The sequence below is a fragment of the Sphingopyxis granuli genome, assembly GCF_001559015.1.
In the GTDB taxonomy this organism is placed as follows: domain Bacteria; phylum Pseudomonadota; class Alphaproteobacteria; order Sphingomonadales; family Sphingomonadaceae; genus Sphingopyxis; species Sphingopyxis granuli.
Genome location: NZ_CP012199.1, coordinates 4,024,802 through 4,051,598 on the forward strand (window position 1 = coordinate 4,024,802; position 26,797 = coordinate 4,051,598).

Below are 26,797 nucleotides of genomic sequence, written 5' to 3' on the forward strand. Positions count from 1 at the left end.
ACCGCTGGTCCCTCGGCGCGGAGGATCGCAGAGATTTATTAGCTTTTCGGTCGTATCCGCGCGGAAGGGGGGCATCGCTTGCGACACGCGCGTTTCGACAGGATGGGAAGCGGAAATGCGCGCCCCGCGCGGCTCCGGCCGGCGCGCGCGATCGACCTCGTCCGCGAGATGGATGCGGACCGGCTGGCGGCGGAATGGGAACGGCTCGAACCCCGCGGAAACTGGCCGACGCAGACGCGCGATTTCGCTGCGGCGCTCGCTCCGCTCCTGTCCCGCCAGCATCAAAAGCTGCTGGGTGTCCGCAGCGGCATCGCGATCACCGCGCTGCTGCCGCTGTGCCGGGACCGGCGCTATTTCGCCCGCTGGCGGATGGCCGGCGCTATCGAATTGTTCGAGCCCGGCGACCTGCTCTGTGCCGACCCGACGGCGGCCGATCCGATCGCCGCCGCGATCCGTGAGGTGCACCATCCGCTATCGCTCGACCGCATTTCCCGGGACTCGCCCCTCGTACCCGCGCTACGGCGGGCGATGCGGGGCCGCGGCTGGGTATCGGTCCGCCCCGCCATGCCATGCCCGATGATAGCGCTCGGCGAATCGTGGCGCGATCCCGAAAGCCGGTTCAACGCCGGCCGCCGGTCCGATTTTCGGCGCGCGGCGCGGCGCGCCGAAGCGATCGGCCCCGTGACGTTCGAGACGCTGGCCCCGGGCCCGGCGGACTTCGACGCGCTGTTCGACGAAGCGATCGGTGTCGAGCTGCGAAGCTGGAAGCGCGAGGCCGGCAGCGCGCTGGCGGTCGACCGGCGGCGCGAGACCTTCTTTCGCCGCTTCTTCCGTTCGGCCGCGGCGCGCGGCACCTTTCGGCTTTCATTCATGCGCATCGGCGGGGAGGCGGTGGCGATGCAGCTGGCGCTGCTCTGGGCGGGGCAATACTGGCTGTTCAAGATCGGGCATGACGACCGTTTCGGCAAATGCTCGCCCGGAACCCTGCTGATGCTGCACACGCTGCGCTGGGCGGCCGAGCAGGGGCTCGAAAGCTATGAACTGCTCGGCGAGACCGAGGCGTGGATCACACGTTTCTGGACGCAGGAGCAACGCGATTGCGTCCGCGTGCGAACCTATCCCTTCACCCCGCCCGGCCTTGTCGCGCTGCTTGCCGACGGCCTGTTCTGGCTGCGGCATCGACTGGGTAGAGCCGCGCGGTGAAGGAGTCGGCCGCCTGGCGTTGGCTGCGCGACCAGCGTTACGCGCTGCCGCGCCGCGCGGCACGATGGTTGCGGACGCCCGACCCCGCCGATGCTGCCGCGCTATGCGCGCGGCTGCGGCGGCGGGAGTTCGCGGCGACCGTCGGCTATTTCCAGGACGACGGCGACGACCCGGATACGATCGTCGCCGCCTACCGCGCCGTCGCTGCCCGGCTTATCGGCACCGGCGCCTATCTGTCGATCAAGGCGCCGCCGCTCGGCTTCTGTCCCGCGCACCTGCGCGCGCTCGCCAACGCGGGCGCGGCCGCAGGAATGCCGCTCATGCTCGACGCCCACGGCCCCGCCGACGCCGAGGCGACGATTGCGGCAACCGAGCAGCTGCTCGCCGACTTTCCGGGGACCGGCTGCGTGCTTCCCGCGCGCTGGCGGCGCAGCTCCGCCGATGCCGTACGCCTTCGCGACACGACGGCGCGCATCCGGGTCGTCAAGGGTGAGTGGTCCGATCCCGACGCAGACCCCGCGGATACCGATGCGGCCTATCTGGCGCTGGTGTCGGAACTCGCCGGCCGCACTGCGCCGGTCGCCATCGCGACGCATAAGCCGGCGCTCGCCGCGCAGGCGCTCGACAGGCTGATCGCCGCCGGGACGCCCGTCGAACTCGAACAGCTGCGCGGGCTTCCACGGGCGCGAACGGTCACTATTGCGCGGCAGCGCGGCGTGCCCGTGCGTCTCTATATCCCGTTCGGCCCCGGCTGGTGGCCCTATGCGATCGACAAGGCGCTCGCGCGCCCGTGGCTGCCGCTGTGGATGCTGCGCGACATGCTGGGGCTGCGCGATCCGTCCTCAAGCAAAATGGGGCAGCCCGATTAGGGCCGCCCCAGTTGTGTCCGCCGGGGAGAGGGAGAGGGCGGACCGGAGAATGGTGTCTGGCTTGGGATGATGTCAGCGCGACGCAACCTGGCTGTCGCCCTGCGCTTCGGCCACGCCCGCGATCTTCAGCGCGGTGCGATACTGCTTGGCGGCGGCGCGTTCGTTGCCCGCTTCGCACAGCTTGTTGCCTGCGGCGACGAAGCGCTTCGCGCTGGCCTGCTTGCCGCTCTGGACGGTGTCGGCCGCGCCGCGCGCCTGCTCGGCGAGCGCGGTGCAGCGATAGTCGCCGCTCTGGGGCTGGGCGTGCGCCGGCGCGGTCGAGGCGATCAGGCCGGTGAAGGCAAGCGCCGAAGCCGCGACGATCGCGAAGGCGGAGGGAAAGCGGTTAAAAGAGGAGAGCCGATTGGTCATGGGAGAGATCCTTTCGTTTCGTTGTGCAACTTATTTAGCCGCGCTTGCGCCAATAGATAATCCTCTATAATCTGCAAGTGCTTTGAAGCAGGATTTAACAATCCCTCAGGGGGCGCTCGACGGGATCGAGGCTTTTCTGCGCGTGGCGGAACGGCGAAGCTTCTCTGCCGCCGCCGCGGACCTCGGTGTTTCGCCCTCGGCGATCAGCCAGACGGTTAAGGCGCTGGAAGCGCGGGTGGGCGCTCCGCTTTTCATGCGCACGACGCGCAGCGTCGGCCTGACCCAGGCGGGCGAAATGTTCCTCGAACGCGCCGCGCCGGCCTATGCGGGGCTGACCGACGCCTATGAAGCGGCGCGCAATCTGGGCAACCGGCCGGCGGGACGGCTGCGCATCAACCTGATGCGCGGCGCGGTGCAGCCGCTGTTCGAGCCGATCATCGCCGGCTTCTGCGAAGCCTATCCCGACATCGAGCTGGAGATTTACGCCGACGACGGACTGGCGGACCTCAGCGCCGGCGGCTTCGATGCGGGCGTCCGGATGGGCGAAACGCTCGACGCCGACGTGATCGCAGTGCGCCTCACCGGTCCCTTCCGCTTCGTCGCGGCGGCGGCGCCGGCCTATCTCGACCGCCATGGGCGCCCCGAAACGCCGGAGGATTTGCGCGACCATCGCTGCATCCGCTTTCGCTATGCGACCGGCGGTCTGATGCCATGGACCTTCGAAAGGGGGAATCGCGAATATGAGGTGCCGGTGACGGGGCCGGTGATCGTCAACGACTGGATCGCGGCGATGGTCGCGATGCGCGCGGGGGTGGCGATGGGAATGCTGGCCGAACCCGTTGCAAAGACGATGGTGGCGAGCGGCGAGCTGGAGCTGGTGCTGACCGAACATGCGAGTTCGACGTCGGGGCTGTTCCTCTATTATCCCAGCCGCAAGCAGGTGATGCCGAAGCTGCGTGCCTTCATCGACCATGTGCGCGAATATCTTCCCGATCAGGTGAACGGCTGATGCCGCACCGGGGCCGTCTCGGCTGGGCGCGGAAACCCTTCCCTTCAACGGCAGCAGAAAAACTGTACTGGCATTCGCCGTAGAATCGCGGCAGCACCTTCTCAACGAAAATAGTTGGGATGAAATCATGCTTGAACTTTCGGCGCTCGATCCGTCGGCGCTCCTGCCCTTCATCCTGATCGGCTTCGCCGCGCAGCTCGTCGACGGCGCGCTCGGCATGGCATTCGGGGTCATCTGCAACACGCTGCTCGTCGCGGTGATGGGCGTGCCCCCGGCCACCGCGTCGGCGCGCGTCCATGTCGTCGAGGTGTTCACGACCGGCGTGTCGGGCATCAGCCACCTGATCCACCGCAACATCGAATGGGGGCTATTCTTCCGCCTGCTCGTTCCCGGGATCATCGGCGGCGTGACCGGCGCCTATCTACTGTCGTCGATCGACGGCGCGGTGGTCAAGCCGATCGTCCTGACCTATCTGATCCTGGTCGGCGTCTGGCTGCTCATCCGCGGCCTCCTGTATCCGCCGAAGATCCGCAAGCCCAAGGTGATCGCGCCGCTCGGTCTCGTCGGCGGCTTCCTCGACGCGGCGGGCGGCGGCGGCTGGGGACCGGTCGTCACCTCGAACCTGCTCGTCCAGGGCGCCGAGCCGCGCAAGGTCGTCGGCACGGTGAACAGCGTCGAATTCTTCCTGACCCTTGCGGTATCGGCCACCTTCATCTGGCACCTCGGCTTCGCCGACATCGCGGGCGCGACGCTCGGCCTGTTGATCGGCGGGGTGATCGCGGCACCGATGGGCGCCTTCATGGCCAAGCGCTTCTCGCCCAAGCTGATGCTGATCCTCGTCGGCGTCGTCCTGACGCTGACCAGCGCCTTCGGCCTGTGGCGAGCGCTGATCTGACCGGCGGCGGGGCGCCGGCGCTAGTTCGCCGGCCGCGTCTCGTCGATCTTGTCGACCCATTCGGGGTAGAAGCTGGGTTCGCGCGCCGACCAGCCCGGCGCGGTGGCCGCCGATTCGCCGATCGACTGGAGCAGCGCCTTGCGCTTGTCGGGATGGAGATGCGGCAACGCCGCCGCGGCGCAGAAGGCACCGGGCAGCCAGGGCCGCGCATGCGCGCCGAGCAACCGTTCGTACAGGAAGCGATAGGCCCGGAAACTCGGCAGGCGATCCTGCCCGAGGTCGAAGGCCGACACCGCGACCAGCGGCGCCATGAAGCCCTCCAGCGCGTCGAGCCCGCTATCCTCCGGAATATGCGCGCGGATCGCGCCGAGCCGCCCATAGACCTTCGCCTGCACGCGGATCGCCGCTTCCTCGACCGGATCGCGCGACCAGCGCGCAACCGCGTCGTCGCGCTCCAGCCCGATGTCGAGCGAGCGGCGGATATAGCGCTGGGTGCCCGGAAGGAAGGCGGCGAATTCCCGAATCTCCGCGAGCGACAGATCGCCGGCTGCCGGTCCTGAACGCGTGGCCATGGTCGTGCTCCCGCTAAGCGCCCGGGGAGCCATCCCCCCGGAGGCCTGCACCGCGCACCATGCCACCCGGATGGTTAGCGGTCGGTTAACCATGATGTCGGCGATCGTTCAGCCTGTTGCGACGGGCGTTGCGCGCCGCGATGCCGCGGCCTAATCAACAGGCTGTCCCCGAACAACAAAAGACACGCAGGTCATCCATGTCGCACCAATCGCAGCCGGTCCTGTCCGCCACCGGCCTCTTCACCCCCGCCGAACGCATCAGCAACGAAGAACTGGTGGCCAGCTTCAACCGATATGTCGCGCTCTACAATCGCGACAAGGCGGCGGCGATCGCGGCGGGCGAAATCCCGGCGCTGACCGAATCGAGCGTCGAGTTCATCGAAAAGGCCAGCGGCATCGGGTCGCGCCACGTCGTCGACAAGGCGGGCATTCTCGACCCCGCGCACATGGCGCCGCGGCTGCGCGAGCGCGGCAACGACGAATTGTCGATCCTCGCGGAGATCGGCGTCGCGGCGGCGAAGGACGCGCTGGCCCGCGCGGGGCGCGACGCCGCCGATGTCGATGCGGTGCTGTGCGCGGCGTCGAACATGCAGCGCCCCTATCCCGCGATGGCAATCGAGATTCAGCAGGCGCTCGGCATCGACGGCTTCGCTTTCGACATGAACGTCGCCTGCTCGTCGGCGACCTTCGGCATCCAGACCGCCGCCGACTATGTCCGTGCGGGCCATGCGAAAAGCGTGCTCGTCGTGAACCCCGAAATCTGTTCGGGGCACCTCAACTGGCGCGATCGCGACAGCCATTTCATCTTCGGCGACGTCGCGACCGCGATCCTGATCGAGGACAAGGGCTTGGCGCCCGCGGGGCACTGGGACATCCTCGGCACGAAGTTGAAGACGGTATTCTCGAACAATATCCGCAACAATTTCGGCTTCCTCAACCGTGCCCACGGCGGCATCGACCAGTCGGGACCGAAAACCGACAAGCTGTTCGTCCAGGAAGGCCGCAAGGTGTTCAAGGAAGTCGTCCCGATGGTCGCGGCGATGATCGTCGACGAAATGGCGAAGCTGGGGCTCGAAGGCGCCGACATGCGGCGGCTGTGGCTGCATCAGGCGAACACCAACATGAACCGGCTGATCGCGCAGCGGGTGCTGGGCCACGAAGCGAGCGACGACGAAAGCCCGACCGTGCTCGACACCTATGGCAATACGTCGAGCGCGGGGTCGATCATCGCCTTTCACCTGCATCACGACGACATGCAGGCGGACGACACCGGCCTCATCTGCTCGTTCGGCGCCGGCTATTCGGCGGGCACGGTGTTCGTCAGAAAGACCTGACCGGCAAGCCCGCCGCCGCCAGCCGCGCATGCGCATCGGCGATCGTCGCCTCGCCGAAGTGGAAGATGCTCGCGGCGAGCACCGCGCTCGCCCCGCCCTCGATCACCCCGGCAACGAGATGGTCGAGGTTGCCGACCCCGCCGCTCGCGATCACCGGCACCGATACCGCATCGGCGATCGCGCGGGTGAGCGCGAGGTCATAGCCGTCCTTCGTGCCGTCGCGGTCCATGCTGGTGACGAGCAGTTCGCCCGCCCCCAGTTCGGCGAGCCGCACCGCATGCGCGACGGCATCGATCCCGGTCGCCCGCCGCCCGCCGTGGGTGAAGATTTCCCATCGCCCCGCCGCGACCTGCCGCGCGTCGATGCTGCCCACCGCGCACTGGCTGCCGAAGCGGTCGGCGATGTCGGCGACCAGTTCGGGGCGCACCACCGCGGCGCTGTTCACCGCGACCTTGTCGGCGCCCGCGAGCAGCAGCGCGCGCGCATCCTCGGCGCTGCGCACCCCACCGCCGACGGTCAGCGGCATGAAGCAGACCTCCGCCGTGCGGGCGACCATGTCGAGCAGGGTGCCGCGCCCCTGATGACTCGCGCTGATGTCGAGGAAGCAAAGTTCGTCGGCGCCCGCAGCGTCGTAAGCGCGCGCAGCCTCAACCGGATCGCCCGCATCGCGCAGGTCGACGAAGTTCACGCCTTTGACGACGCGCCCGTCGGCGACGTCGAGGCAGGGGATGACACGAACGCGGACGGTCATGGAGCCAACCTTCCGTGTTCCCCGGCGAAAGCCGGGGTCCAGAGCGTTACGAAACCGTCGTTGCGCGATAACACCCTGGACCCCGGCTTTCGCCGGGGAACACTGAGAGGCATGGCCTTCATCCCTGCCCCACGGCAATTGCTTCGACCAGATCGAGCCGACCGTCGTAAAGCGCGCGGCCGGTGATGACGCCTTCGATGCCGCTTGCGACATGCGGACGGAGCGCATGGATGTCGCCGATGTCGGCGACTCCGCCCGAAGCGATCACCGGAATCGCGACTGCCTGGGCGAGCGCCACCGTCGCCTCGACATTGCAACCTTTCAGCAGCCCGTCGCGGCCGACGTCAGTAAAGAGCAGCGCCGCGACGCCGGCATCCTCGAACCGCCGCGCAAGGTCTTCGACGCGCACGTCGGACACATCGGCCCAGCCCTCGGTCGCAACCATACCGTCCCTCGCATCGACCCCCACGACGATCCGTCCGGGTAGATCGCGCGCAGCCGATTTGACGAACTCGGGATCTTTCAGCGCGGCGGTGCCGATGATCACGCGCTCGACACCGCGCGCCAGCCAGCGATCGACGCCCGCCCGGTCGCGAATGCCGCCGCCGACCTGCACCTTGCCTGGAAACGCGGCGATGATGCTCTCGACCGCCGCGCCGTTGACGCTTTCCCCTGCGAAAGCGCCGTCGAGGTCGACGACATGCAGCCAGTCCGCGCCCGCCGCGGCGAACAGCCGCGCCTGCGCCGCCGGATCGTCGCCGTAAACTGTCGCGCGCGCCATGTCGCCCTCGGCCAGCCGCACCACCTGTCCGCCCTTCAGGTCGATCGCGGGGAAGATCGTCAGGGCCGCCATGCGAGAAATCTTTCGAGGGTGGCGAGGCCATAGGCCTGGCTCTTTTCGGGGTGAAACTGGACGCCGACGATATTGCCCCGCGCCACGGCGGCGGTGAAGGTCCCGCCATGGCTGCTCGTCGCCGCGACATGCACCGCATCGGCGAAATGATAGCCGTGGAGATAATAGGCCTCGCCCGCCGCGATCACCGGATGCGCCACCGTGGGAACGACATCGTTCCAGCCCATATGCGGAATGCGAAGCCCCGGCGCGGGCGCGAAGGCGCGCACCGTCCCGCCGATCCAGCCGAGACCCTTGTGCGTGCCATGCTCTTCGCCCGCGTCGGCGAGCAATTGCATGCCGACGCAGATGCCGAGGAACGGCACGCCGTCGCCACGCACGCGCCAGCCCATCGCCTCGACCAGCCCGTCGATGGCTGAAAGGCCGTTCATGCACGAAGCGAACGCCCCGACGCCGGGCAGCACGATGCGGTCGGCCTTGGCCACGACATCGGGATCGGCGGTGACGGCGACATTGTCCGCGCCTGCCGCGACGAGCGCATTATGCACCGAGCGAAGATTGCCTGCGCCATAGTCGATCAGGGCAATCACGCTCATGGACGGCTCCTAGAGCACACCCTTGGTCGACGGGATCGCGTCGCCCTTGCGCGGGTCGATCTCGACCGCCTGGCGCAGTGCACGCGCCAGCGCCTTGTACATGCTCTCGGCGATATGGTGGTTGTTCTCGCCATAGAGAGTTTCGATGTGCAGCGTGATCCCGGCGGCCTGCGCGAAGCTGGCGAACCAGTGCGGGAACAGCTCGGTATCCATCTCGCCGAGCCGCGGCTGCGAGAAACCCGAGTTCCAGACGCAGTGCGGCCGCCCCGAAATGTCGAGGATGCAGCGCGTCAGCGTCTCGTCCATCGGCGCATGCGCCTCGCCATAGCGGGCGATGCCGCGCTTGTCGCCGAGCGCCCTGGCCACCGCATCGCCCAGCGCGAGCGCCGAATCCTCTACCGTGTGGTGCTGGTCGATGTGCAGGTCGCCCTTCACCGTCATCGAAATGTCGATCAGCGAATGGCGCGACAGTTGCTCGATCATGTGGTCGAGAAAGCCGATGCCGGTCGATACCGAATAGGTGCCGCTGCCGTCGAGATCGACGGTGATCGCGATATCGGTTTCCCTGGTCGTGCGCTGGACAGAGGCGGTTCGCATGGCCGACGCCATAGCAGCGACTTTTCGCGTTGCAAGGCGACTCTCCGCTCTCGACCCCCCTTGACCATCGCCCGCGCGCCGTTCATCCCCCTCGCCCATGAGTGACGAAGTCCGCGACAGCCTGATTCCCTATGACGAGATCGTGCAGGACGCCCTGCGCGCCGTGGTCGGCCGCGTGCTGTCGCAGATCGTCGGATCGGACAGCCTGCCCGGCGAGCATCATTTCTATATCACCTTCAAGACGCAGGCGCCGGGCGTGTCGATCCCCGCGCATCTGGTCGCCAAGTTCCCCGACGAAATGACGATCGTGCTCCAGAACCGCTTCTGGGACCTGAAGGTCGAATCGGATCATTTCAGCGTCGGCCTGTCGTTCAACCAGACGCCGTCGATGTTGGTGATCCCCTATGCGGCGATCACCGCCTTCGTCGATCCATCGGTCGATTTCGGGCTCCAGTTCCAGGTCAGCGACGAGGATATGGAAGCGCCCGAACCGCATGACGAAGCCCATAACGACCGCCCCGACGTATCGGCCGAGGACGGGTCGAACGTGGTGACCGTGGACTTCGGCAAGAAGAAATAGCGCCGTGGCCGACAACTGGCCGCCATCGCGCTTCTGGCAATATTGGGCCCTTGCGGGCATGGTCGTGCTGACCGCCGCCTTCTGGTGGGGGGTCGAGGGCTATGCCTTGTTCGAGGGGCCCTATCCCCGCGGGCAGATCGCCGACGGGCTGCTGCGCTTCAGCCTGCTGGTGCTGACCCCGGCGCTGGTGCTGGTCTGGATCGTCGCCGCCTGGCTGCGCGCGCGGGTCGGCGAGCGCGGTTTCTGGAAGCTGCTCAGCCTCGTCGCGCTGATCTGGGCCGGGGCGGTGATGGTGACGAGGATATTGATCCTATGAGCGACACGCGGATCGAAAGCGACAGCCTGGGCGAGATCGCGGTGCCCGCCGACGCCTATTGGGGCGCGCAGACGCAGCGGTCGATCGAGAATTTCCCCTTCGGCGCGCGCGAGCGGATGCCGGTCGGGATCGTCCACGCGCTCGCGCTGGTCAAGCAGGCGGCGGCGCGGGTCAACCGCCGCCACGGCCTGTCCGCCGAAAAAGCCGACGCGATCGAGGCCGCTGCCGCCGAAGTCGCCGCCGGCGAGCATGACGACCAGTTCCCGCTCGTCATCTGGCAGACGGGCAGCGGCACCCAGAGCAACATGAACGCCAACGAGGTGATCGCCGGCCGCGCCAACGAGATGCTGACCGGCACGCGCGGCGGCAAGGTGCCGGTGCATCCCAACGACGACGTCAACCGCGGCCAGTCGTCGAACGACAGCTTTCCGACCGCGATGCACGTCGCCGCGACGCTGGCGATGCGCAGCCGCCTGCTGCCGGCGCTCGACGTGCTGATCGAGGCGCTGCGCGCCAAGGCGGAGGCGTGGGACGATATCGTCAAGATCGGCCGCACCCATCTGCAGGATGCGACGCCGCTGACGCTGGGGCAGGAATTTTCGGGCTATCACGCCCAGCTGCTTCTGTGCCGGACGCGCACCGAACCGCTGGTGCAGCATGCCCTGCCGCATCTCGCGCAGGGCGGGACCGCGGTCGGCACCGGGCTGAACGCCCCCGCGGGCTTCGCCGGGGATTTCGCGGCCGAGATGACCGCGATCACCGGCGTCGCCTTCGCAAGCGCTCCGAACAAGTTCGAGGCGCTGGCGAGTCACGACATGCTGGTCGACCTGTCGGGGCGGCTGAACACGCTCGCGGTCGCGCTGACCAAGATCGCCAACGACATCCGTCTGCTCGGTTCCGGCCCGCGCGCCGGGCTGGGCGAGATCGACCTGCCCGCGAATGAGCCCGGCAGCTCGATCATGCCGGGCAAGGTCAACCCGACCCAGTGCGAGATGTTGACGATGGTCGCGGCGCAGGTGATCGGCAATCATCAGGCGGTGACCGTCGGCGGGATGCAGGGGCATCTCGAACTCAATGTCTTCAAGCCGCTGATCGGCGCCAATGTGCTGCGCTCGATCGACCTGCTCGCGACCGGCATGGAAAGCTTCGCGACCCGCTGCGTCGCCGGGATCGAGCCGAACCGCCCGCGAATCGCCGAACTGGTCGAGCGCTCGCTGATGCTCGTCACCGCGCTGGCGCCCGAGATCGGCTATGACAACGCGGCAATGATCGCAAAACACGCGCACAAAACCGGCTCGACCCTGCGCGAGGCGGCGCTGGCGCTGGGTTTCGTCGATGCGGCGACCTTCGACCGGGTCGTCGACCCGCGCCATATGCTCGGTCCGGAACCCGAAGGCCGCGTCGCGGATTGATGGGGGAGGAAGGATCGTGAAGATGATGGGACGGATCGTCGGCGGCGTGCTCGGCAGCGCGATCGGGCGCCGCAAGAATAATCACCCGGTCGCAGGTGCCGTGATCGGCGCCGGGACGTTGTTCGTGGCGCGGCGGATGTTCCCGCAACGCTATGCCGTGCTCGCCGCGACCGCGGCCGCCGCCTACCTCACCAAGAAATGGGCCGACCGCGCCGAACAGCGCCGCGCCGCCGAGGAAGCGCATCGCATCGGCGACCGGCTGGCGCGCGAAGGCGTGGTCGACAGCTATGCCGGTATCGACAGCGCGGCGTCCGACGGCGAACAGCTCGGCGATGCCCTGCCCCCGGCGCTGCCGGTCGAAACGAATGGGCAGCCGTCGGTTCACTAAAACCGCTTCGTTATCGAAGATCAGCCCGCCTGCCAGTCCTTGATCGCCTCCACCGGCGAGACGAGCATCAGGACGTTGAGCGTCAGATTGTCGCGGATCGCGAACAGGGTGAACAATTCGAAGGCGATCGCAACGGCGACGGTCGTCTGCCAGCGCATCCGGCTCGCGGCGAGGAAGCCGAGCAGCATGAACGCCGCATCGCTCACCGAATTGAGCACCGAATCGCCCGCATAGCCATAGGCCATCGTCACCTCGCGATAACGGTCGATGATGATCGGCGAATTTTCGAGAATCTCCCACGCCCCTTCGATTCCGATCGCGACGGCGAGCGCGATCCACAGCGGCGCGCGCGGCATCAGCCAGCGCGACAGGCCATAGAAGAGGAAGCCGTGGATAACGTGGCTGAAGCTGTACCAATCCGAAATCTGCTGGCTGTTCTGGTTCGACTGGACGACCCCGTGCCACAGGCTGACGGTACCGCACGGACAGATCGGCGGGCGTCCCATCGCGATCAGGATCGCGGCGAGCAAGGTCAGCAGCGCGGCCGCGACCAGCCAACCTCTGCGCGTCATTCCCGCCATGATGCCCCTTCCCGCTTGACCGGCGCCCGCGCGCGCGCAATGAGCCCGCATGGCTGACAGCGTCCATCTTCACCGCCGCGGCGTGCTCTTCATTCTGTCGTCGCCTTCGGGCGCGGGCAAGACCACGATTTCGAAAAAGATGCTCGCCGCCGATCCCGACATCGCGCCGTCGATCTCCGCGACCACGCGGCCGATGCGCCCGGGCGAGCGCGACGGGGTCGATTATCATTTCGTCGATGTCGAAACCTTCAAGCAGATGGCCGCCGACGGCGAATTCCTCGAATGGGCGCATGTCTTCGGCCATCGCTACGGCACGCCGCGCGGGCCGGTCGAGGACCTGCTCGCCGCGGGCAAGGACGTGCTGTTCGACATCGACTGGCAGGGGGCGCAGCAGCTCTATCAGGAAGCCGGCCCCGACGTGGTGCGCGTGTTCATCCTGCCGCCGACGATGGCGGAACTCGAACGCCGGCTGCGGTCGCGCGGGACCGACAGCGACGAGGTGATCGCGGCGCGCATGGCGCGCGCGGCGAACGAGATCAGCCACTGGGACGGCTATGACTATGTGCTGATCAACGACGATGTCGAAGGCTGTTTCGATGAGGTGAAGGCGATCCTGCGCGCCGAACGGCTGAAGCGCCGCCGCCAGATCGGCCTGATCGGCTTCGCCCGCGACCTGATCCGATCGGTGCCCGAGGCGGACAAGAAGCTTTAATAGCGCTAGGCTCCGTCCTCCGTTCATCGTCACCCCGGATCAAGTCCGGGATGACGAAGGTCAGGCCAGATCGCTAAATCGGCCTAGCCAGATTCGCCTCCAGCTCCGCGACCATCTCCGCGCGCAGCGGCTTCGCCTCGCCGTCGGTGCGGCAGACGACGACGGTGTCGCAGGTCGCGATCGCGCGGCCGTTCTGGAACATCGCCTGGATGAGCGTCCAGCTCGACGTGCCGATGCGGCCGATGCCGGTCGCGATCTCGACGGGATCGGGGAAATTGCCCTCGGCCAGATAGTTGATCTCGACCGCGGCGACCATCATGCGTTCGTTCGCCGCACGCTCGCCCTGCGCGCGCAGGCGCCAGTTGAGCAGGACGCGGCCGCTTTCGAACAGCGCCGCGAAGGCCACGTTGTTGAGGTGGCCGTTGACGTCCATGTCCTGGAACCGCGTCTGGAATGTTTCGCAGACGGGGTAGCTGGCGGCATCGAGCCGCCAGCCTTCCGGTTTGGCCATATCAGCGCGGCGCCATGCGGATGCCGCCGTCGAGGCGGACGTCCTCGCCGTTGAAATAGCCGTTCTCGATCATGCAGAGCGCGAGGGTGGCATATTCGTCCGGATTGCCGAGCCGCTTCGGATTGAGCACCGAGGCGGCGAGCGCGTCGCGGACATTCTGCGGCGCGGCGCCGAGCAACGGGGTGTCGAAGATGCCCGGCAGGATGGTGTTCACGCGGATATTCTCGCTCGCGAGGTCGCGCGCGACGGGCAGCGTCATGCCGACGACCCCGCCCTTCGAAGCCGAATAGGCGGCCTGGCCGATCTGGCCGTCCTCGGCCGCGACCGAAGCCGTGTTGACGATCGCGCCGCGCTCGCCGTCCGCCATTGGGTCGAGCGTCATCATGCCCGCGGCCGACTTGGCGATGCAGCGGAAGGTGCCGACGAGGTTGATCTGGATGATCCAGTTGAAGGCGTCGAGCGGGAAATGCCTGATGCTGCCGTCTTCCTTGCTGCGGCTCGCGGTCTTGATCGCATTGCCGGTGCCCGCGCAGTTGACGAGGATGCGCTCCTGCCCGATCGCGGCGCGCGCCTTGGCGAAGGCGGCATCGACCGACGCGTCGTCGGTGACGTTGCATTCGCAGAAGACGCCGCCCAGTTCCTCGGCGATCGCCTTGCCCTTTTCTTCCTGAAGGTCGAAGATCGCGACCTTGACGCCCTTCGCGGCAAGCGCGCGCGCGGTGGCGGCGCCGAGGCCCGAGGCGCCCCCGGTGACGACGGCGGATACGGTGGAATCGAGTTTCATGGGTTTCTCCTGACTAAAGCCCCTCCCCTTCAGGGGAGGAGTTGGGGTGGGGGGTCGCAGGATGGAACGAGACCGCTTGGTCCACCCCGCTGCGACTAGGGAACAAGTTCCCAAGTCTCGCTGCCCCTCCCGCAAGCGGGAGGGGCTTTGAAAGCTTTACAGCCGCTCGACGATGGTGACGTTCGCCTGGCCGCCGCCTTCGCACATCGTCTGAAGGCCGTATTTGCCGCCCCGGGCATCGAGCACGCCGAGCAGCGTCGCCATCAGCTTCGCGCCGGTGGCGCCGAGCGGGTGGCCGAGCGCGATGGCGCCGCCGTGGACGTTGAGCCGCGCGGGATCGGCATCAAGATACTTGAGCCACGCGAGCGGCACCGGCGCGAACGCCTCGTTGACCTCATAGGCATCGATGTCGCCGATCTTGAGCCCCGCCTTCTTCAAGGCCTTTTCGGTCGCAAACAGCGGTTCCTCGAGCATGATGACCGGATCGCCCGCCGTCACCGACAGGTGATGGATGCGCGCGCGCGGGGTCAGACCATGATCCTTGAGCGCCTGTTCGGACACGACCAGCACCGCCGAGGCGCCGTCGCAGATCTGGCTCGACGTCGCCGCGGTGATCGTGCCGCCTTCCTGGAGCAGCTTGACCCCGGCGATGCTTTCGAGCGTCGCGTCGTGGCGGATGCCCTCATCGGCCTTGTGCCATTCCTTGCCGTCGGCGGTCTCGATCTCGACCGGAACGATCTCCCGATCGAACAGGCCCGCCTCGGTCGCCGCCTTGGCGCGGCGGTGGCTTTCGAGCGCGAAGGCGTCGAGGTCGGCCTTGGTGAAGCCGTGCTTCTTGACGATCATCTCGGCGCCCATGAACTGGCTGAACATGATGCCGGGATATTTCTCTTCGAGCCGCGGCGATTTGTAGTTGCCGAGCCCCTCCTTCATGAACAGCGTCGCGACGCTGCCCATCGGCACCCGCGTCATGCTCTCGATGCCGCTCGCCAGCACGACGTCCTGCGTGCCAGACATCACCGCCTGCGCCGCGAACATCACCGCCTGCTGCGACGAGCCGCACTGGCGGTCGATGGTGACCGCAGGGATGCTGTCGGGAAGCTTCGACGCGAGCACCGCATTGCGGCCGAGGTCCATCGTCTGCTGCCCGCCTTGCGACACGCAGCCGGTGATGACGTCCTCGATCACGCTGGTGTCGAAATCGTTGCGGTCGGCGATCGCGTCGAACACCGCTGCGCCGAGGTCGACGGGGTGGACACCGGCCAGCCGGCCGCCGCGGCGGCCGCCGGCGGTGCGGACGGCGTCTACGATATAAGCTGTAGCCATGGAGAATTCCTTTCTTGATCCCCCTCCCGCAGGCGGGAGGGGTTAGGGGTGAGCGCGAGCGGAGCGAGCATCCGGGGGTGAGATGGTCCACCCCGCTGCGACCAGGGAGCAAGCTCCCAGATCTCGCTGCCCCGCCCGCTTGCGGGCGGGGAAATCAGAGCTTCCGCCCGATCAGTTCCTTCATGATCTCGTTCGTTCCGCCGAAGATGCGCGTCACGCGCGCGGCGCGCCACGCGCGGGCGATCGGATATTCGTTCATGTAACCCGCGCCGCCGTGAAGCTGGAGGCACTTGTCCATCACCTCCCATTGCAGGTCGGTGTGCCACAGCTTCGCCGCGGCGCCTTCCTCCGGCGTCAATTCCTTCTTCATGTGGCGCGCGAGCGCCCAGTCGAGGTGCGCCCAGCCGACCTGCAGCTTCGCCTTGAGGTCGGCGAGAACGAAGCGGCTGTTCTGGAAATCGAGGATCGGCTTGCCGAACGCCTTGCGGTCGCGCGTATATTCGACGGTATCGTCGAACGCGCGCTGCGCCGAGGCTTGCGCGCTCACCGCGATCGAAAGGCGTTCCTGCGGCAGTTCGCTCATCAGATAGATGAAGCCCTGCCCCTCGTCGCCGAGGCAGTTGGTGATCGGCACGCGCACGTCGTTGAAGAAGAGTTCCGACGTGTCGGCTTCGTCCTGCCCGATCTTGTCGAGGTTGCGGCCGCGCTGGAACCCTTCGCGCTCCGCCTCGACGAGGATGATCGATACGCCCTTCCACGCCGGCTGCACATCGGTGTCGGTCTTGGCGCAGACGAGGATCAGGTCGGCGTTCTGGCCGTTGGTGATATAGGTCTTCGACCCGTTGATGACATAGTGATTGCCGTCCTTCTTCGCGGTCGTGCGCATCCCCTGAAGGTCGCTGCCGGTGCCCGGTTCGGTCATCGCGATCGCGGTGACGACCTCGCCCGCGACCATCTTGGGCAGCCAGTGCTTCTTCTGCTCCTCGCTGCCGTAGCGGACGATATAGTTGGCGACGATGTCCGACTGGAGCGAGAAGCCCGTGGTCACGCGGCCGTAATAGGCGCTTTCCTCGTCGACGATGGCGTTATAGCCGAAGTCGAGGCCAAGCCCGCCATATTCCTCCGGCACCGTCGGGCACAGCATCCCGATCTCGCCCGCCTTGGGCCACAGCGCCTTGGGGACGATGCCGTCCTCGGCCCATTTCGCCTGGTTGGGGGCGACTTCCTTTTCGAGAAACTGGCGAACCGTCGCGCGGAACGCTTCATGGTCCTCGGTATAAGCGGTGCGCGACAGATGATCGAGCGACATGGGTCTTCCTTTCCTGAGGGCGGCCGAGCGTTATCGGGGAGTCGGTCCGCGCAAGAACGGGCGCGCCGCGGCACGCCCTTCGCCGACCAATGGACCTTACGTTTACGTCCACGTCAAGTAGAAATGCCGCTACGGCACGAAACTCCTTCGTCGAGCGGATTTGCCGGTGCCGGGCGGCGACGCTATGCCATTGCTTATGGTCGAATTGCTCCTCGACGCCCACGCGCTGCTCGGCGAGTCGCCGCGCTGGCACGCGGGCGAATCGCGCCTCTATTGGGTCGATATCGACGCGCACCGCATCCACCGCACCGACCCGACGACGCGACGGACCGAGACGATGCAACTCGACGGGCCGGTCGGCTGCATCGCGCCGCGCGCGGGCGGCGGGCTGGTCGCAGGCCTGAAGGGCGGCTGCGCGCTGATCGACGTCTGGGGACGAGCGCCGCGCCCTTTCGGTCAACAAGTGCTCGCGGACATTCCCGAGCAGCGCTTCAACGACGGCTGCGTCGATGCCGCCGGGCGCTTGTGGGTCGGCAGCGTGACGCGCGACAAGACGAACCCGGCCGCCTCGCTCTATCGGCTCGACCCCGACGGGTCGCTGACGAAAATGCTCGGCGGCCTGCTGACGAGCAACGGCGCCGCATTCAGCCCCGACGGACGGACTTTCTATCACGCCGACACGCCGACGCACGCGCTGCGCGCCTATGCCGTCGATCCGGCGACCGGTATGCTGGGCGAGGGGCGGCTGTTCCACCAGTTCGAGACAGGCACCGGCCGCCCCGACGGCGGCACCGTCGATGCCGAAGGCTGCTATTGGTCGGCGCTGTGGGACGGCTGGCGCGTCGTGCGCCTGTCGCCGGCCGGCGAACTGCTCCAGACCGTCGAGCTGCCGGTGCAGCGCCCGTCGATGATCGCGCTGGGCGGCGCCGACATGCGCACCGCCTTCGTCACCAGCGCGGGCAAGGCGCTGTCCGACGAAGAACGCCGCGAGCAGCCGCACTCGGGCGGCCTCTTCGCCTTTCGCGTCGACGTGCCCGGCCTCATCCAGCCGGGCTTCGCCGGTTGACCGCCGCCTTGCATCGCCGCGCGGTCCCGGGTTAAGGCTCCCCCATATGGTTTCGCCCGAAACCAAAGTTCCCGGGAGATGACCGATGATGCCGCGCCCAGCGCCCCCTCTCGCCCGCCGCCTGTCGATGCTGCTCGCATCCACCGCGCTGGTTGCGGGTTATGCCAGCATGGACAGCCAGATGAGCAAAGCCACCGCCGCCGAACCCGCCGCCGCTCCGGCCGCGGCCACCCCTGCCGCCGACAACCCGATGCTTGCGCCGTGGACCGGCCCCTTTCAGGGGGTGCCGCCGTGGGACAAGCTCGATCCCGAGCTGTTCCCCGACGCCTTCCAGAAGGCGATGGCCGAAACGCGCGCCGAGGTCGAGGCGGTGATCGCCAACCCCGAAGCGCCGACGTTCGAGAATACGCACGTCCCGATGCAGCTCGCGGGCGACACGATGGACCGCGTCTATGCGCTGTGGGGCGTGCAGACGTCGAACAAGTCGAACGACCGCGTCGAGGCGATCGACGCCGAATGGAGCCCGAAGCTTTCGACCTTCTTCACCGAGCTGTTCCTCGATCCGCGCCTGTTCGCCCGCTACAAGGCGGTCTATGACGCGCGGCATTCGAGCGGGCTCGACGCGCAACAGATCCGCATCGTCGAGCGCAGCTATGACGAGATGGTGCGCGACGGCGCCAGCCTGTCGCCCGTCGACAAGGCAAAGCTCGTCGACCTGAATGCAAAGCTCGAAGGACTGTTCTCGGCCTTCTCGTCGAAGCTGCTCGCCGACGAGAAACTCTATACCCTCGTCACCGACAAGGCCGAGCTGGCGGGGCTCGAACCCGCGTTCGTCGCCTCGCTCGCCGCGGCGGCCGAGGCGCAGGGCAAGCCCGGCCAATGGGCGATCAAGAACACCCGTTCGTCAGCGCAGCCCGTGCTTCAGAACGCCGCCAACCGGAGCTTGCGCGAAAAAGTGTGGCGCGCCTTCGTGAACCGCGGCGACAATGGCGACGCGAACGACACCAACGCGACGATCGCCGGGATATTGAAGCTGCGCCAGCAGCGCGCCGAACTGCTCGGTTTCCCGACCCACGCGCATTATCGCATGGCCGACACGATGGCGAAGACGCCCGAAAAGGCGATGGAGCTGATGATGAAGGTGTGGCCCGCCGCGGTCGCGCGCGTGCACGAGGAAGTCGCCGACATGCAGGCGATCGCCGACGCCGAGGCGAAGGCCGGCAAGGGTCCGAAGATCACCATCGAGCCATGGGACTATCGCTATTATGCCGAGAAGGTCCGCAAGGCGAAATACGACCTCGATGAAAGCGAGGTGAAGCCCTATCTCCAGCTCGACAAGCTGCGCGACGCGATGTTCTGGTCGGCGGGGCGGCTCTACGACCTCGGCTTTCGCGAGAATACGGGCACCATCCCCATCTTCGATCCCAAGGTGAAGACCTTCGAGGTCACCAACCTCAAGACCGGCGCGAACATCGGCGTTCTCTATCTCGACAATTTCGCGCGCGACGGCAAACGATCGGGCGCGTGGATGACCACCTATCGCAGCCAGCAGACATTGGGCGGCGACCGCAACGTGCTGGCGTCGAACAACAATAATTTCACCGAAGCCGCGAAGGGCGAACCGACGCTGGTCAGCCTCGACGACGCGACGACGCTGTTCCACGAATTCGGCCACGGCATCCACTATCTGCTGCAGCATGTGACCTATCCGGCACTCGGCGGCGTGCCGCGCGATTTCGTCGAGTTTCCGAGCCAGGTGAACGAGAATTGGCTGATGACGCCCGAGGTGCTGTCGACCTATGCGACGCACTATCGGACGGGCGAGCCGATCCCGCAGGCGCTGGTCGACAAGATCCTGGCATCGGCGAAATTCAACCAGGGGTTCGAGACGGTCGAATATCTGGCGAGCGCGATCGTCGACATGAAGCTGCACGACCGCAAGACCCCCGTCACCGACATCGACGCGTTCGAGCGCGAGACGCTGGCCGAGATCGGCATGCCGAAGGAAATCGTCATGCGGCACCGGCTGCCGCAGTTCGGCCACCTGTTCAGCTCCGACAGCTATTCGGCGGGCTATTACAGCTATCTGTGGTCCGAAACGATGGACGCCGACACCTGGGCGGCCTTTACCGAAGCAGGCGGACCATGGGATCGCGGCGTCGCCGACCGGTTCCGCACCATCCTGCTGATGACCGGCAACGAAACCGACCGCGCCGACGCCTATCGCGCCTTCCGCGGTCGCGACCCGGACGTGAAGGCGCTGCTGCACAAGCGCGGTTTTCCGACCGACTGACCGGCATTCCGCCGCGAAGCAAAGGGGGCCTTCGCGCGCCCTTTGTCCTGTTGTATCGTCCGGCGGGTCCACGTTCGTGACCGCCAGGGCGATCTGGAATGGAATGGCGGGTTTCGACGTTTCTTCTCCCCTCCCGCAAGCGGGAGGGGTCGGGGGTGGGCAGCGACGGCGCAAAGGCCCACCCCGCTGCGACTAGCGAACAAGTTCGCGAGTCTCGCTGCCCCTCCCGCTTGCGGAGGGGGAACCGGTGCATGGCTCAGACGGCTTCCTGCCCCCAAAACCGCCATCACCACCGCCCCACAAATCCAATTGACGCCAGCCAGATACGATATAAATATGATATCATCTTTATATCGGAGAGTGCCATGGGTGATTCGTATGTGACGGCCGCGCTCAACCCGACGCGCGAGGTGCGCGCGGCGACGGCCAGCGGCTATCTGATGCTGTTCGTCTGGCTCGTCCTGCTCGGCATCGCGATCTGGGCGGGGGTGAGCAATGCCACGGGGACCGAAGCGTCGTGGAAATGGGTGCTGCTGGCTGTTTCGGCGATTGCCGGCACGCTGATCCTCTGCGGCTTCTACCTTATCAATCCGAACGAGGCGGCAGCGATCCAGCTTTTCGGCAGCTACAAGGGCACCGACCGCGAAACCGGGCTGCGCTGGGTGCTGCCGTGGCTGACGCGCCGCAAGATCGCCGTGCGCGCGAACAACGTCATCTCCGACAAGATCAAGGTCAACGACCTGCGCGGCAATCCCATCGAAATGGCGGCGCAGGTGGTATGGCGCGTCACCGACACCGCGCAGGCGCTGTTCGACGTCGAGGATTACAAGGGATTCGTCCTCGCGCAGATCGAGGCCGCGGTGCGGTCGATCGGATCGCGCTACCCCTATGACGACATCGAGCATCAGGAGGTGACGCTGCGCGGCAACCATGACGAGGTCGGCGCCGAGCTGCGCAAGGCACTGATCGAACGGCTGGCGGTCGCCGGTATCACCGTCGACGAATGCGGCCTGACCCACCTTGCCTATGCGCAGGAAATCGCCGGCGCGATGCTGCGCCGCCAGCAGGCCGAAGCGGTGATCGCGGCGCGCAGGAAGCTGGTCGAAGGCGCGGTGACGATGGTCGAGATGGCGCTGCAGCACCTGTCGGAGAAGGACGTCGTCCAGCTCGACGACGAGCGCAAGGCGGCGATGGTGTCGAACCTGATGGTGGTGCTGTGCGGCGAACGCGACACCCAGCCCGTCGTCAACACCGGGTCGCTCTATTGATTTGCAAGGACCGTTCGTGTCGAGCCCTTCGACGGCCTTAGCCGGCACTCGGGGCTCGATGCGAACGGGAATTGAGGTTTGTTCCCATGCCCGCGTCGCCCAAAAAAGCCTTTGCCCTCCGCCTCGATCCCGCGCTTTATGCGGCGATCGAGCGGCTGGCCGCGGCCGAGCTGCGCAGCGCCAATGCCGAGATCGAGATATTGCTGCGCGAGGCGCTCGCCCGGCGCAGCGTGGCGGTGAAACGGTCGGAGGTCCCACGGCGCGGACGGCCACGCAGAACCGGGGACTGACAGTCGCCGAAGGCGACCGGGCGCACGGCCGCTTGCTCCCCATCGGCTAGATGGTTAAGGCCGGTCGTCATGACCGCCGCACCCTCCGTCCGCATCGCCCCCTCGATCCTCAGCGCCGATTTCGCGAAGCTCGGCGAAGAGGTGCGCGCGATCGAGGCGGCGGGCGCCGACTGGGTTCACATCGACGTGATGGACGGCCATTTCGTTCCCAATCTGACGATCGGGCCGATGGTGGTGAAGGCGCTGCGGCCGCATTCGGCCCTGCCCTTCGACGTGCATCTGATGATCTCGCCGGTCGACGGCTTCCTCGACGCCTTCGCCGCGGCGGGCGCCGACATCATTACCGTCCATCCGGAAGCGGGACCGCACATCCACCGCAGCATCCAGCACATCAAGTCGCTGGGCAAGCAGGCCGGCGTCTCGCTCAACCCCGCGACCCCGGCGAAGATGCTCGACTATCTGATCGACGAGATCGACCTTGTCCTGATCATGAGCGTCAACCCGGGTTTCGGCGGCCAGAGCTTCATTTCCAGCCAGCTCCGCAAGATCGAAGCGGTGCGCAGGATGATCGACAAGTCGGGCCGCGACATAAGGCTGGAGGTCGACGGCGGCATCGACGCGGGCACCGCGCCGCTCGCGATCGCGGCGGGCGCCGACGTGCTCGTTGCCGGCACCGCGACCTTCCGCGGCGGGCCGGACGCCTATGCCGACAATATCCGGCGCCTGCGCGGCGCCTGAGCGATGGAGGGGAGACCGTTGACCGTTGCCCCCATCGACCCGACCCCCGATGCGGGCGAAGACACGCCGCCGCTCGACGACTCGATCGAGCCCGGCAAGCGGCTGATCCGCCTGCCCGCCGACAAGGGGCTGTCGCTCGGCGACCGCATCGCCAACCAGATCACGCGGCTGACGTGGCGCACTCCGCTGCACGCCTTCCGCCTCAAGGGGCGCTTTCCGCTCAAGCTGCTCGGCGTGCCCGAGGACCCGGTTCCCGGCGACACGCGCGCGGGCACAGCGATCCGCGCCGGCCATTTCCTCCATCGCGGGCTCAGGCTGCCGCTCGCCACGCTCGATTTCACGGCGCTGGGCGTCGCGCCGAGCTTTGCCGATCACATCTACAGCTTTGCGTGGCTGCGCGACCTTGCCGCCACCGGGACGCGCGCCGACGGTGCGGCGATCGCGGAGGCGATCGTGCGCCAATGGCTCGCGGTCCATGGCGAGACGGTCAGCGAACCGGCGTGGAAAGCCGACAATACGGGGTGGCGCATCCTGTTCTGGGCTGCGCACGCGCCGCTGATCCTGTCGTCGAGCGATCTCGTCTATCGCTCCGCCGTGCTCAACCACCTCGCCCGCGCGGCGCGGCATCTCGACCGCGTCGCCGACAAGACGCGCCCCGGCGTCGAGCAGATGGTCGCCTGGATCGGCGTCGTCGCCGCCTCGCTGCTGATGCCCGGCGGCGAACCGCGACAGGTGTTCGGCGAAGCGGGATTGCGCAAGGTCATCGAGACGAGCTTCTACGCCGACGGCGGCAATATCGCGCGGTCTCCGCAGGCGCAGCTCGATGCGATCATGGCGCTGTCGATGCTTGCGCGCATATACGACATGCGGCGGATCGACCTGCCGCCCTTCCTGCACGAGGTGCTGGCGCGCGCGGTTCCGGCGCTGCTCGGGATCGTCCACAGCGACGGCGGCATGGGAAGCTGGCAGGGCAGCGGCGCGACGCCGGCCGAAACGATCGCGGCAATCGTCGCGGCGAGCGGCGTGCGCACCCGCCCGCTCAAACAGGCGCGCGACTGGGGCTATCAGCGGCTCGTCGCGAACAAGGTCGTGCTGCTCGCCGACGCGGCGCCGCCGCCGATCGCGCGCGTGACCGAGGCGGGCTGCGCCTCGACCCTGGCATTCGAGCTGAGCGACGGGGCCGAACGCATCGTCGTCAACTGCGGCGGCGCGGCGCTGACCGGCGCGACGATCCCCACCGAACTGGCGCGCGGGCTGCGCACCACCGCCGCGCATTCGACGCTGGTCGTTGCCGACAGCAATTCGACCGCGATCCTGCCCAACGGCTCGCTCGGCAAGGGGGTGACCGAGGTCGAGCTCGACCGGCACGAAACCCCGCAGGGCAGCCGGCTGGAAATGAGCCACGACGGCTATGCGCGGCGCCACGGGCTGATCCATCGCCGCCTGCTGATCCTCTCCCCCAACGGGCGCGAATTGCGCGGCGAGGACATGCTGCTCCCCGCTCCGCGCAGCCGCCGCAAGGGCGACAAGCATTTCGCGCTGCGTTTCCATCTCGGCCGCAACATTTCCGCCAGCCTGACCGCCGACCGGCTCGGCGCGCTGCTGCGCATCGCCGGCGGGCCGCTGTGGCAGTTCCGCGCCTCCGAGGGCACGCTCGCGGTCGAGGAAAGCCTGTGGGTCGACGGCGAGGGCCGCCCGCATCCCACCGAACAGCTCGTCGTCACCGGCAGCGCCCCCGCCGGCGGCGTCAGCATCGGCTGGATTTTCAAGCATATCGGGTAAGCGGCTTCCATCGCGGTGAGCCTTGAATTTGCGCTAGGACCAATCGACATTCAGCTCTGGCGGCCTGCAAATGGCGGCTTTTCGCGCTTCCGCTGCTCACGTGCCGTCAGCACGCTGCGCTCCGAGTCGCGAAAAACCACCATTTTCGCCTCGCCATCTTCTGAATGTCGATTGGTCCTAGAGCATCGAGCGTTAAATCTGACCCATCGTCCCGTTTGTGTCGAGCGCAGTCGAGACACCCATCAGCGTGGCGCAAGGCCGATGCGTGTCTCGACTGCGCTCGACACGAACGGATAAGGGGCGTTGCAGATTTATGGCACGCCGCTCTAGCCACTCCGTTCGTGCTGAGCTTGTCGAAGCACCGTCCTTCTCCTTGCAGCGCTGAAAGAAAGAACGGCCTTTCGACAAGCTCAGGGCGACCGGGTCGGATTTATGGCTTGCCGGTCCAGCAAACGACATAAAGGCCTTCCATTTTCTTCTGCGCCCCTGCGCGAATTTCCTTCTCCGCGCCGCCACCTGATACTTCCAAAACCTTGCCCAACGGCGATCACGGGCCTAGGGCGACGGCGACTCCTTCCATCCCCTGCCGAGGCTCCCCCATGACCGATCTCGTTCCCGTCCGCCGTGCGCTCCTTTCCGTCAGCGACAAGGCGGGTCTCGCCGATCTGGCCGCCGCGCTCGGCCGTCATGGGGTCGAGCTGGTGTCGACCGGCGGCACCGCAAAGGCGCTGCGCGACGCGGGGCACGCGGTCCTCGACGTCGCCGACCTCACCGGCTTTCCCGAGATGATGGACGGGCGCGTCAAGACGCTGCATCCGACCGTGCACGGCGGCATCCTCGCGGTGCGCGACGACGCCGCTCACGTCGCCGCGATGGACGCGCACAGCATCGGCGGCATCGACCTGGTCGTCGTCAACCTCTATCCCTTCGCCGCCACCGTCGCAAAAGGCGCGCCGCGCGAGGAGATCATCGAGAATATCGACATCGGCGGCCCGGCGATGGTGCGTTCGGCGGCGAAGAACCACGCCTTCGTCGGCATCGTCACCGAGCCGCAGGATTATGCCGCGCTGATCGAGGAACTGGACGCCAACGACGGTGCGACCACCCTCGCTCTGCGCAAGCGGCTCGCCGCGACCGCCTTTGCCCATACCGCGACCTATGACGGAATGATCGCGCAGTGGTTCGCCTTCGCCGACCAGGGCAAGCTGTTCCCCGACACGCTGCCGCTGACCGCGACGCTGTCGGCCGAGCTGCGCTATGGCGAAAATCCGCACCAGCAGGCGGCGCTCTACCTTCCCGCCGGCCCCGCCGCGCGCGGTATCGCGCAGGCCGAGCAGGTGCAGGGCAAGGCGCTCAGCTACAACAACATCAACGACGCCGACGCCGCGCTCGACCTCGTCGCCGAGTTCCGCGAGGCCGACCCGACCTGCGTCATCGTCAAGCATGCCAATCCGTGCGGCGTCGCGACCGCTGCGACGCTGACCGCGGCGTGGGACGCGGCGCTCGCCTGCGACAGCGTCTCGGCCTTCGGCGGCATCGTCGCGCTCAACCGGCCGCTCGACGGCGCGACGGCGGAAGCGATCGCCAGCATCTTCACCGAGGTGGTCGTCGCCCCCGACGCCGACGCCGACGCGCGCGCGATCTTCGCGAAGAAGAAGAATCTGCGCCTGCTGCTGACCGGCGAACTGCCCGACCCGGCGCGCGGCGGCCTGATGATGAAGACGATCGCCGGCGGCTGGCTCGCGCAGACCCGCGACAACGGCCGGATCACGAAGGACGATCTGAAAGTCGTCACGACGCGCACGCCGAGCGACGCAGAATTCGCCGACGCGCTGTTCGCCTGGACGATCGCCAAGCATGTGAAGTCGAACGCCATCGTCTATGCCAAGGGCGGCGCGACCGCGGGTATCGGCGCGGGGCAAATGAACCGCCGCGATTCGTCGCGCATCGCCGCCGTCCGCGCGCGCGAGGCGGCCGAGGCGAACGGCTGGAGCGAACCCCGCACCGTCGGCAGCGCGGTCGCCAGCGACGCCTTCTTCCCCTTCGCCGACGGCCTGATCTCCGCCGCCGAGGCCGGGGCGACCTGCGTGATCCAGCCGGGCGGCTCGATCCGCGACGACGAGGTGATCGCCGCCGCGAACGAGGCGGGGCTGGCGATGCTGTTTACCGGGATGCGGCATTTCAGGCATTGATTCCGCAGGAAGATCGTCGCCCCGGCGCAGACCGGGGCCGCTATCGTCCTTGTTCGGGCGTCGAAGAGCAAACCGCCAGCGGCCCCGGCTTTCGCTGGGGCGATGGGGCGTGCTTGGGGGTTTATTTCGCCCGTCGCGAACGGCATAGGGAGGCGGTGG

28 protein-coding genes are annotated in these 26,797 nt (G+C 67.3%); 17 read left to right on the plus strand and 11 right to left on the minus strand.

Annotated elements, in window-relative coordinates; genetic code table 11:
- Window positions 1-78: 78 nt before the first annotated feature.
- Window positions 79-1,203, plus strand: coding sequence for a GNAT family N-acetyltransferase (locus SGRAN_RS18465; protein ID WP_237233563.1), 1,125 nt, complete (start codon window positions 79-81; stop codon window positions 1,201-1,203).
- A complete protein-coding gene (locus SGRAN_RS18470) occupies window positions 1,200-2,072 on the plus strand; it encodes a proline dehydrogenase family protein (protein ID WP_067186068.1) in 873 nt (290 codons plus the stop codon). Before SGRAN_RS18465 ends, SGRAN_RS18470 begins: the two co-directional genes overlap by 4 nt.
- Before the next feature lie 72 nt (window positions 2,073-2,144).
- On the opposite strand, the gene SGRAN_RS18475 is transcribed toward SGRAN_RS18470, so the two are convergent.
- Window positions 2,145-2,483, minus strand: coding sequence for a hypothetical protein (locus tag SGRAN_RS18475; RefSeq protein WP_067106095.1), 339 nt, complete (start codon window positions 2,481-2,483; stop codon window positions 2,145-2,147).
- 82 nt (window positions 2,484-2,565) lie between these two features.
- Between SGRAN_RS18475 and SGRAN_RS18480 the strand changes: the two genes are divergently transcribed.
- Both SGRAN_RS18480 and SGRAN_RS18485 read left to right on the plus strand, forming a co-directional pair.
- Window positions 2,566-3,492, plus strand: coding sequence for a LysR family transcriptional regulator (locus SGRAN_RS18480; protein ID WP_067186070.1), 927 nt, complete (start codon window positions 2,566-2,568; stop codon window positions 3,490-3,492).
- A gap of 127 nt (window positions 3,493-3,619) precedes the next feature.
- Window positions 3,620-4,387: a sulfite exporter TauE/SafE family protein gene (locus SGRAN_RS18485; RefSeq protein ID WP_067186071.1), complete on the plus strand. Its 768-nt coding sequence runs from the start codon at window positions 3,620-3,622 to the stop codon at window positions 4,385-4,387.
- Window positions 4,388-4,407: 20 nt separating this feature from the next.
- Here SGRAN_RS18485 and SGRAN_RS18490 read toward each other — a convergent pair whose 3' ends face one another.
- A complete protein-coding gene (locus SGRAN_RS18490; RefSeq protein ID WP_067186073.1) occupies window positions 4,408-4,959 on the minus strand; it encodes a hypothetical protein in 552 nt (183 codons plus the stop codon).
- A gap of 197 nt (window positions 4,960-5,156) precedes the next feature.
- Here SGRAN_RS18490 and SGRAN_RS18495 point away from each other — a divergent pair, with 197 nt between their 5' ends.
- A complete protein-coding gene (locus SGRAN_RS18495) occupies window positions 5,157-6,293 on the plus strand; it encodes a beta-ketoacyl-ACP synthase III (RefSeq protein ID WP_067186075.1) in 1,137 nt (378 codons plus the stop codon).
- Here the strand turns inward: SGRAN_RS18495 and hisF are convergent.
- The 4 genes from hisF to hisB all read right to left on the minus strand — a co-directional run bounded on the left by hisF (window position 6,280) and on the right by hisB (window position 9,090).
- A complete protein-coding gene (gene hisF, locus SGRAN_RS18500; protein WP_067106085.1) occupies window positions 6,280-7,044 on the minus strand; it encodes an imidazole glycerol phosphate synthase subunit HisF in 765 nt (254 codons plus the stop codon). The two genes, SGRAN_RS18495 and hisF, sit on opposite strands and share 14 nt — an antisense overlap.
- Before the next feature lie 118 nt (window positions 7,045-7,162).
- Window positions 7,163-7,897, minus strand: coding sequence for a 1-(5-phosphoribosyl)-5-[(5-phosphoribosylamino)methylideneamino]imidazole-4-carboxamide isomerase (hisA, locus tag SGRAN_RS18505; RefSeq protein WP_067106083.1), 735 nt, complete (start codon window positions 7,895-7,897; stop codon window positions 7,163-7,165).
- Complete coding sequence (gene hisH / locus SGRAN_RS18510) at window positions 7,885-8,493, minus strand: imidazole glycerol phosphate synthase subunit HisH (RefSeq protein WP_067186077.1); 609 nt, start codon at window positions 8,491-8,493, stop codon at window positions 7,885-7,887. The genes hisA and hisH overlap by 13 nt, the downstream gene beginning before the upstream one ends.
- A gap of 9 nt (window positions 8,494-8,502) precedes the next feature.
- Complete coding sequence (gene hisB / locus SGRAN_RS18515) at window positions 8,503-9,090, minus strand: imidazoleglycerol-phosphate dehydratase HisB (RefSeq protein WP_067106177.1); 588 nt, start codon at window positions 9,088-9,090, stop codon at window positions 8,503-8,505.
- Window positions 9,091-9,187: 97 nt separating this feature from the next.
- Between hisB and SGRAN_RS18520 the strand changes: the two genes are divergently transcribed.
- From SGRAN_RS18520 to SGRAN_RS18535, 4 genes are read left to right on the plus strand one after another with little or no spacing between them, the layout of a single operon-like run.
- Window positions 9,188-9,670 carry an SspB family protein gene (locus SGRAN_RS18520; RefSeq protein WP_067106079.1) on the plus strand — a complete coding sequence of 161 codons (483 nt, stop codon included), beginning with the start codon at window positions 9,188-9,190 and terminating at the stop codon, window positions 9,668-9,670.
- Window positions 9,671-9,674: 4 nt separating this feature from the next.
- On the plus strand, window positions 9,675-9,986 hold the full coding sequence (locus SGRAN_RS18525; RefSeq protein ID WP_067106077.1) for a hypothetical protein: 312 nt from the start codon (window positions 9,675-9,677) through the stop codon (window positions 9,984-9,986).
- Window positions 9,983-11,398 carry a class II fumarate hydratase gene (fumC, locus tag SGRAN_RS18530; RefSeq protein ID WP_067186079.1) on the plus strand — a complete coding sequence of 472 codons (1,416 nt, stop codon included), beginning with the start codon at window positions 9,983-9,985 and terminating at the stop codon, window positions 11,396-11,398. Before SGRAN_RS18525 ends, fumC begins: the two co-directional genes overlap by 4 nt.
- 22 nt (window positions 11,399-11,420) lie before the next feature.
- Entirely contained in the window at window positions 11,421-11,786 is a 366-nt protein-coding gene (locus SGRAN_RS18535; RefSeq protein WP_067106073.1) for a hypothetical protein, read from the plus strand.
- Between the two features lie 20 nt (window positions 11,787-11,806).
- Here the strand turns inward: SGRAN_RS18535 and SGRAN_RS18540 are convergent, their stop codons facing one another.
- Entirely contained in the window at window positions 11,807-12,358 is a 552-nt protein-coding gene (locus SGRAN_RS18540) for a DUF2585 domain-containing protein (protein ID WP_148650921.1), read from the minus strand.
- A gap of 58 nt (window positions 12,359-12,416) precedes the next feature.
- Here SGRAN_RS18540 and gmk point away from each other — a divergent pair, with 58 nt between their 5' ends.
- Window positions 12,417-13,079: a guanylate kinase gene (gene gmk / locus SGRAN_RS18545; RefSeq protein ID WP_067186083.1), complete on the plus strand. Its 663-nt coding sequence runs from the start codon at window positions 12,417-12,419 to the stop codon at window positions 13,077-13,079.
- A gap of 73 nt (window positions 13,080-13,152) precedes the next feature.
- On the opposite strand, the gene SGRAN_RS18550 is transcribed toward gmk, so the two are convergent.
- From SGRAN_RS18550 to SGRAN_RS18565, 4 genes are all read right to left on the minus strand, one after another.
- Entirely contained in the window at window positions 13,153-13,590 is a 438-nt protein-coding gene (locus SGRAN_RS18550) for an acyl-CoA thioesterase (protein ID WP_067106066.1), read from the minus strand.
- A 1-nt stretch (window position 13,591) separates the two neighbouring features.
- Entirely contained in the window at window positions 13,592-14,374 is a 783-nt protein-coding gene (locus SGRAN_RS18555; RefSeq protein WP_067186085.1) for an SDR family NAD(P)-dependent oxidoreductase, read from the minus strand.
- Window positions 14,375-14,530: 156 nt separating this feature from the next.
- Entirely contained in the window at window positions 14,531-15,700 is a 1,170-nt protein-coding gene (locus tag SGRAN_RS18560) for an acetyl-CoA C-acetyltransferase (protein WP_067186087.1), read from the minus strand.
- Between the two features lie 154 nt (window positions 15,701-15,854).
- On the minus strand, window positions 15,855-17,009 hold the full coding sequence (locus tag SGRAN_RS18565; RefSeq protein WP_067186089.1) for an acyl-CoA dehydrogenase family protein: 1,155 nt from the start codon (window positions 17,007-17,009) through the stop codon (window positions 15,855-15,857).
- 196 nt (window positions 17,010-17,205) lie between these two features.
- Here SGRAN_RS18565 and SGRAN_RS18570 point away from each other — a divergent pair, with 196 nt between their 5' ends.
- The 7 genes from SGRAN_RS18570 to purH all read left to right on the plus strand — a co-directional run bounded on the left by SGRAN_RS18570 (window position 17,206) and on the right by purH (window position 26,638).
- Window positions 17,206-18,075, plus strand: a complete 870-nt coding sequence (locus tag SGRAN_RS18570) for an SMP-30/gluconolactonase/LRE family protein (RefSeq protein ID WP_067186091.1) — start codon at window positions 17,206-17,208, stop codon at window positions 18,073-18,075.
- Window positions 18,076-18,160: 85 nt separating this feature from the next.
- Window positions 18,161-20,368 carry a M3 family metallopeptidase gene (locus tag SGRAN_RS18575; protein WP_237233567.1) on the plus strand — a complete coding sequence of 736 codons (2,208 nt, stop codon included), beginning with the start codon at window positions 18,161-18,163 and terminating at the stop codon, window positions 20,366-20,368.
- 365 nt (window positions 20,369-20,733) lie between these two features.
- The gene (locus SGRAN_RS18580; protein ID WP_067186093.1) at window positions 20,734-21,636 is read left to right on the plus strand and encodes an SPFH domain-containing protein; all 903 of its coding nucleotides are present in this window, start codon (window positions 20,734-20,736) and stop codon (window positions 21,634-21,636) included.
- Window positions 21,637-21,722: 86 nt separating this feature from the next.
- Window positions 21,723-21,926, plus strand: coding sequence for a hypothetical protein (locus tag SGRAN_RS18585; protein WP_067186095.1), 204 nt, complete (start codon window positions 21,723-21,725; stop codon window positions 21,924-21,926).
- A 69-nt stretch (window positions 21,927-21,995) separates the two neighbouring features.
- Entirely contained in the window at window positions 21,996-22,664 is a 669-nt protein-coding gene (rpe, locus tag SGRAN_RS18590; protein ID WP_067186097.1) for a ribulose-phosphate 3-epimerase, read from the plus strand.
- Between the two features lie 3 nt (window positions 22,665-22,667).
- Window positions 22,668-24,446, plus strand: coding sequence for a heparinase II/III family protein (locus SGRAN_RS18595; RefSeq protein ID WP_067186099.1), 1,779 nt, complete (start codon window positions 22,668-22,670; stop codon window positions 24,444-24,446).
- Between the two features lie 599 nt (window positions 24,447-25,045).
- Entirely contained in the window at window positions 25,046-26,638 is a 1,593-nt protein-coding gene (gene purH, locus SGRAN_RS18600) for a bifunctional phosphoribosylaminoimidazolecarboxamide formyltransferase/IMP cyclohydrolase (protein ID WP_067186101.1), read from the plus strand.
- Window positions 26,639-26,797 lie beyond the last annotated feature (159 nt).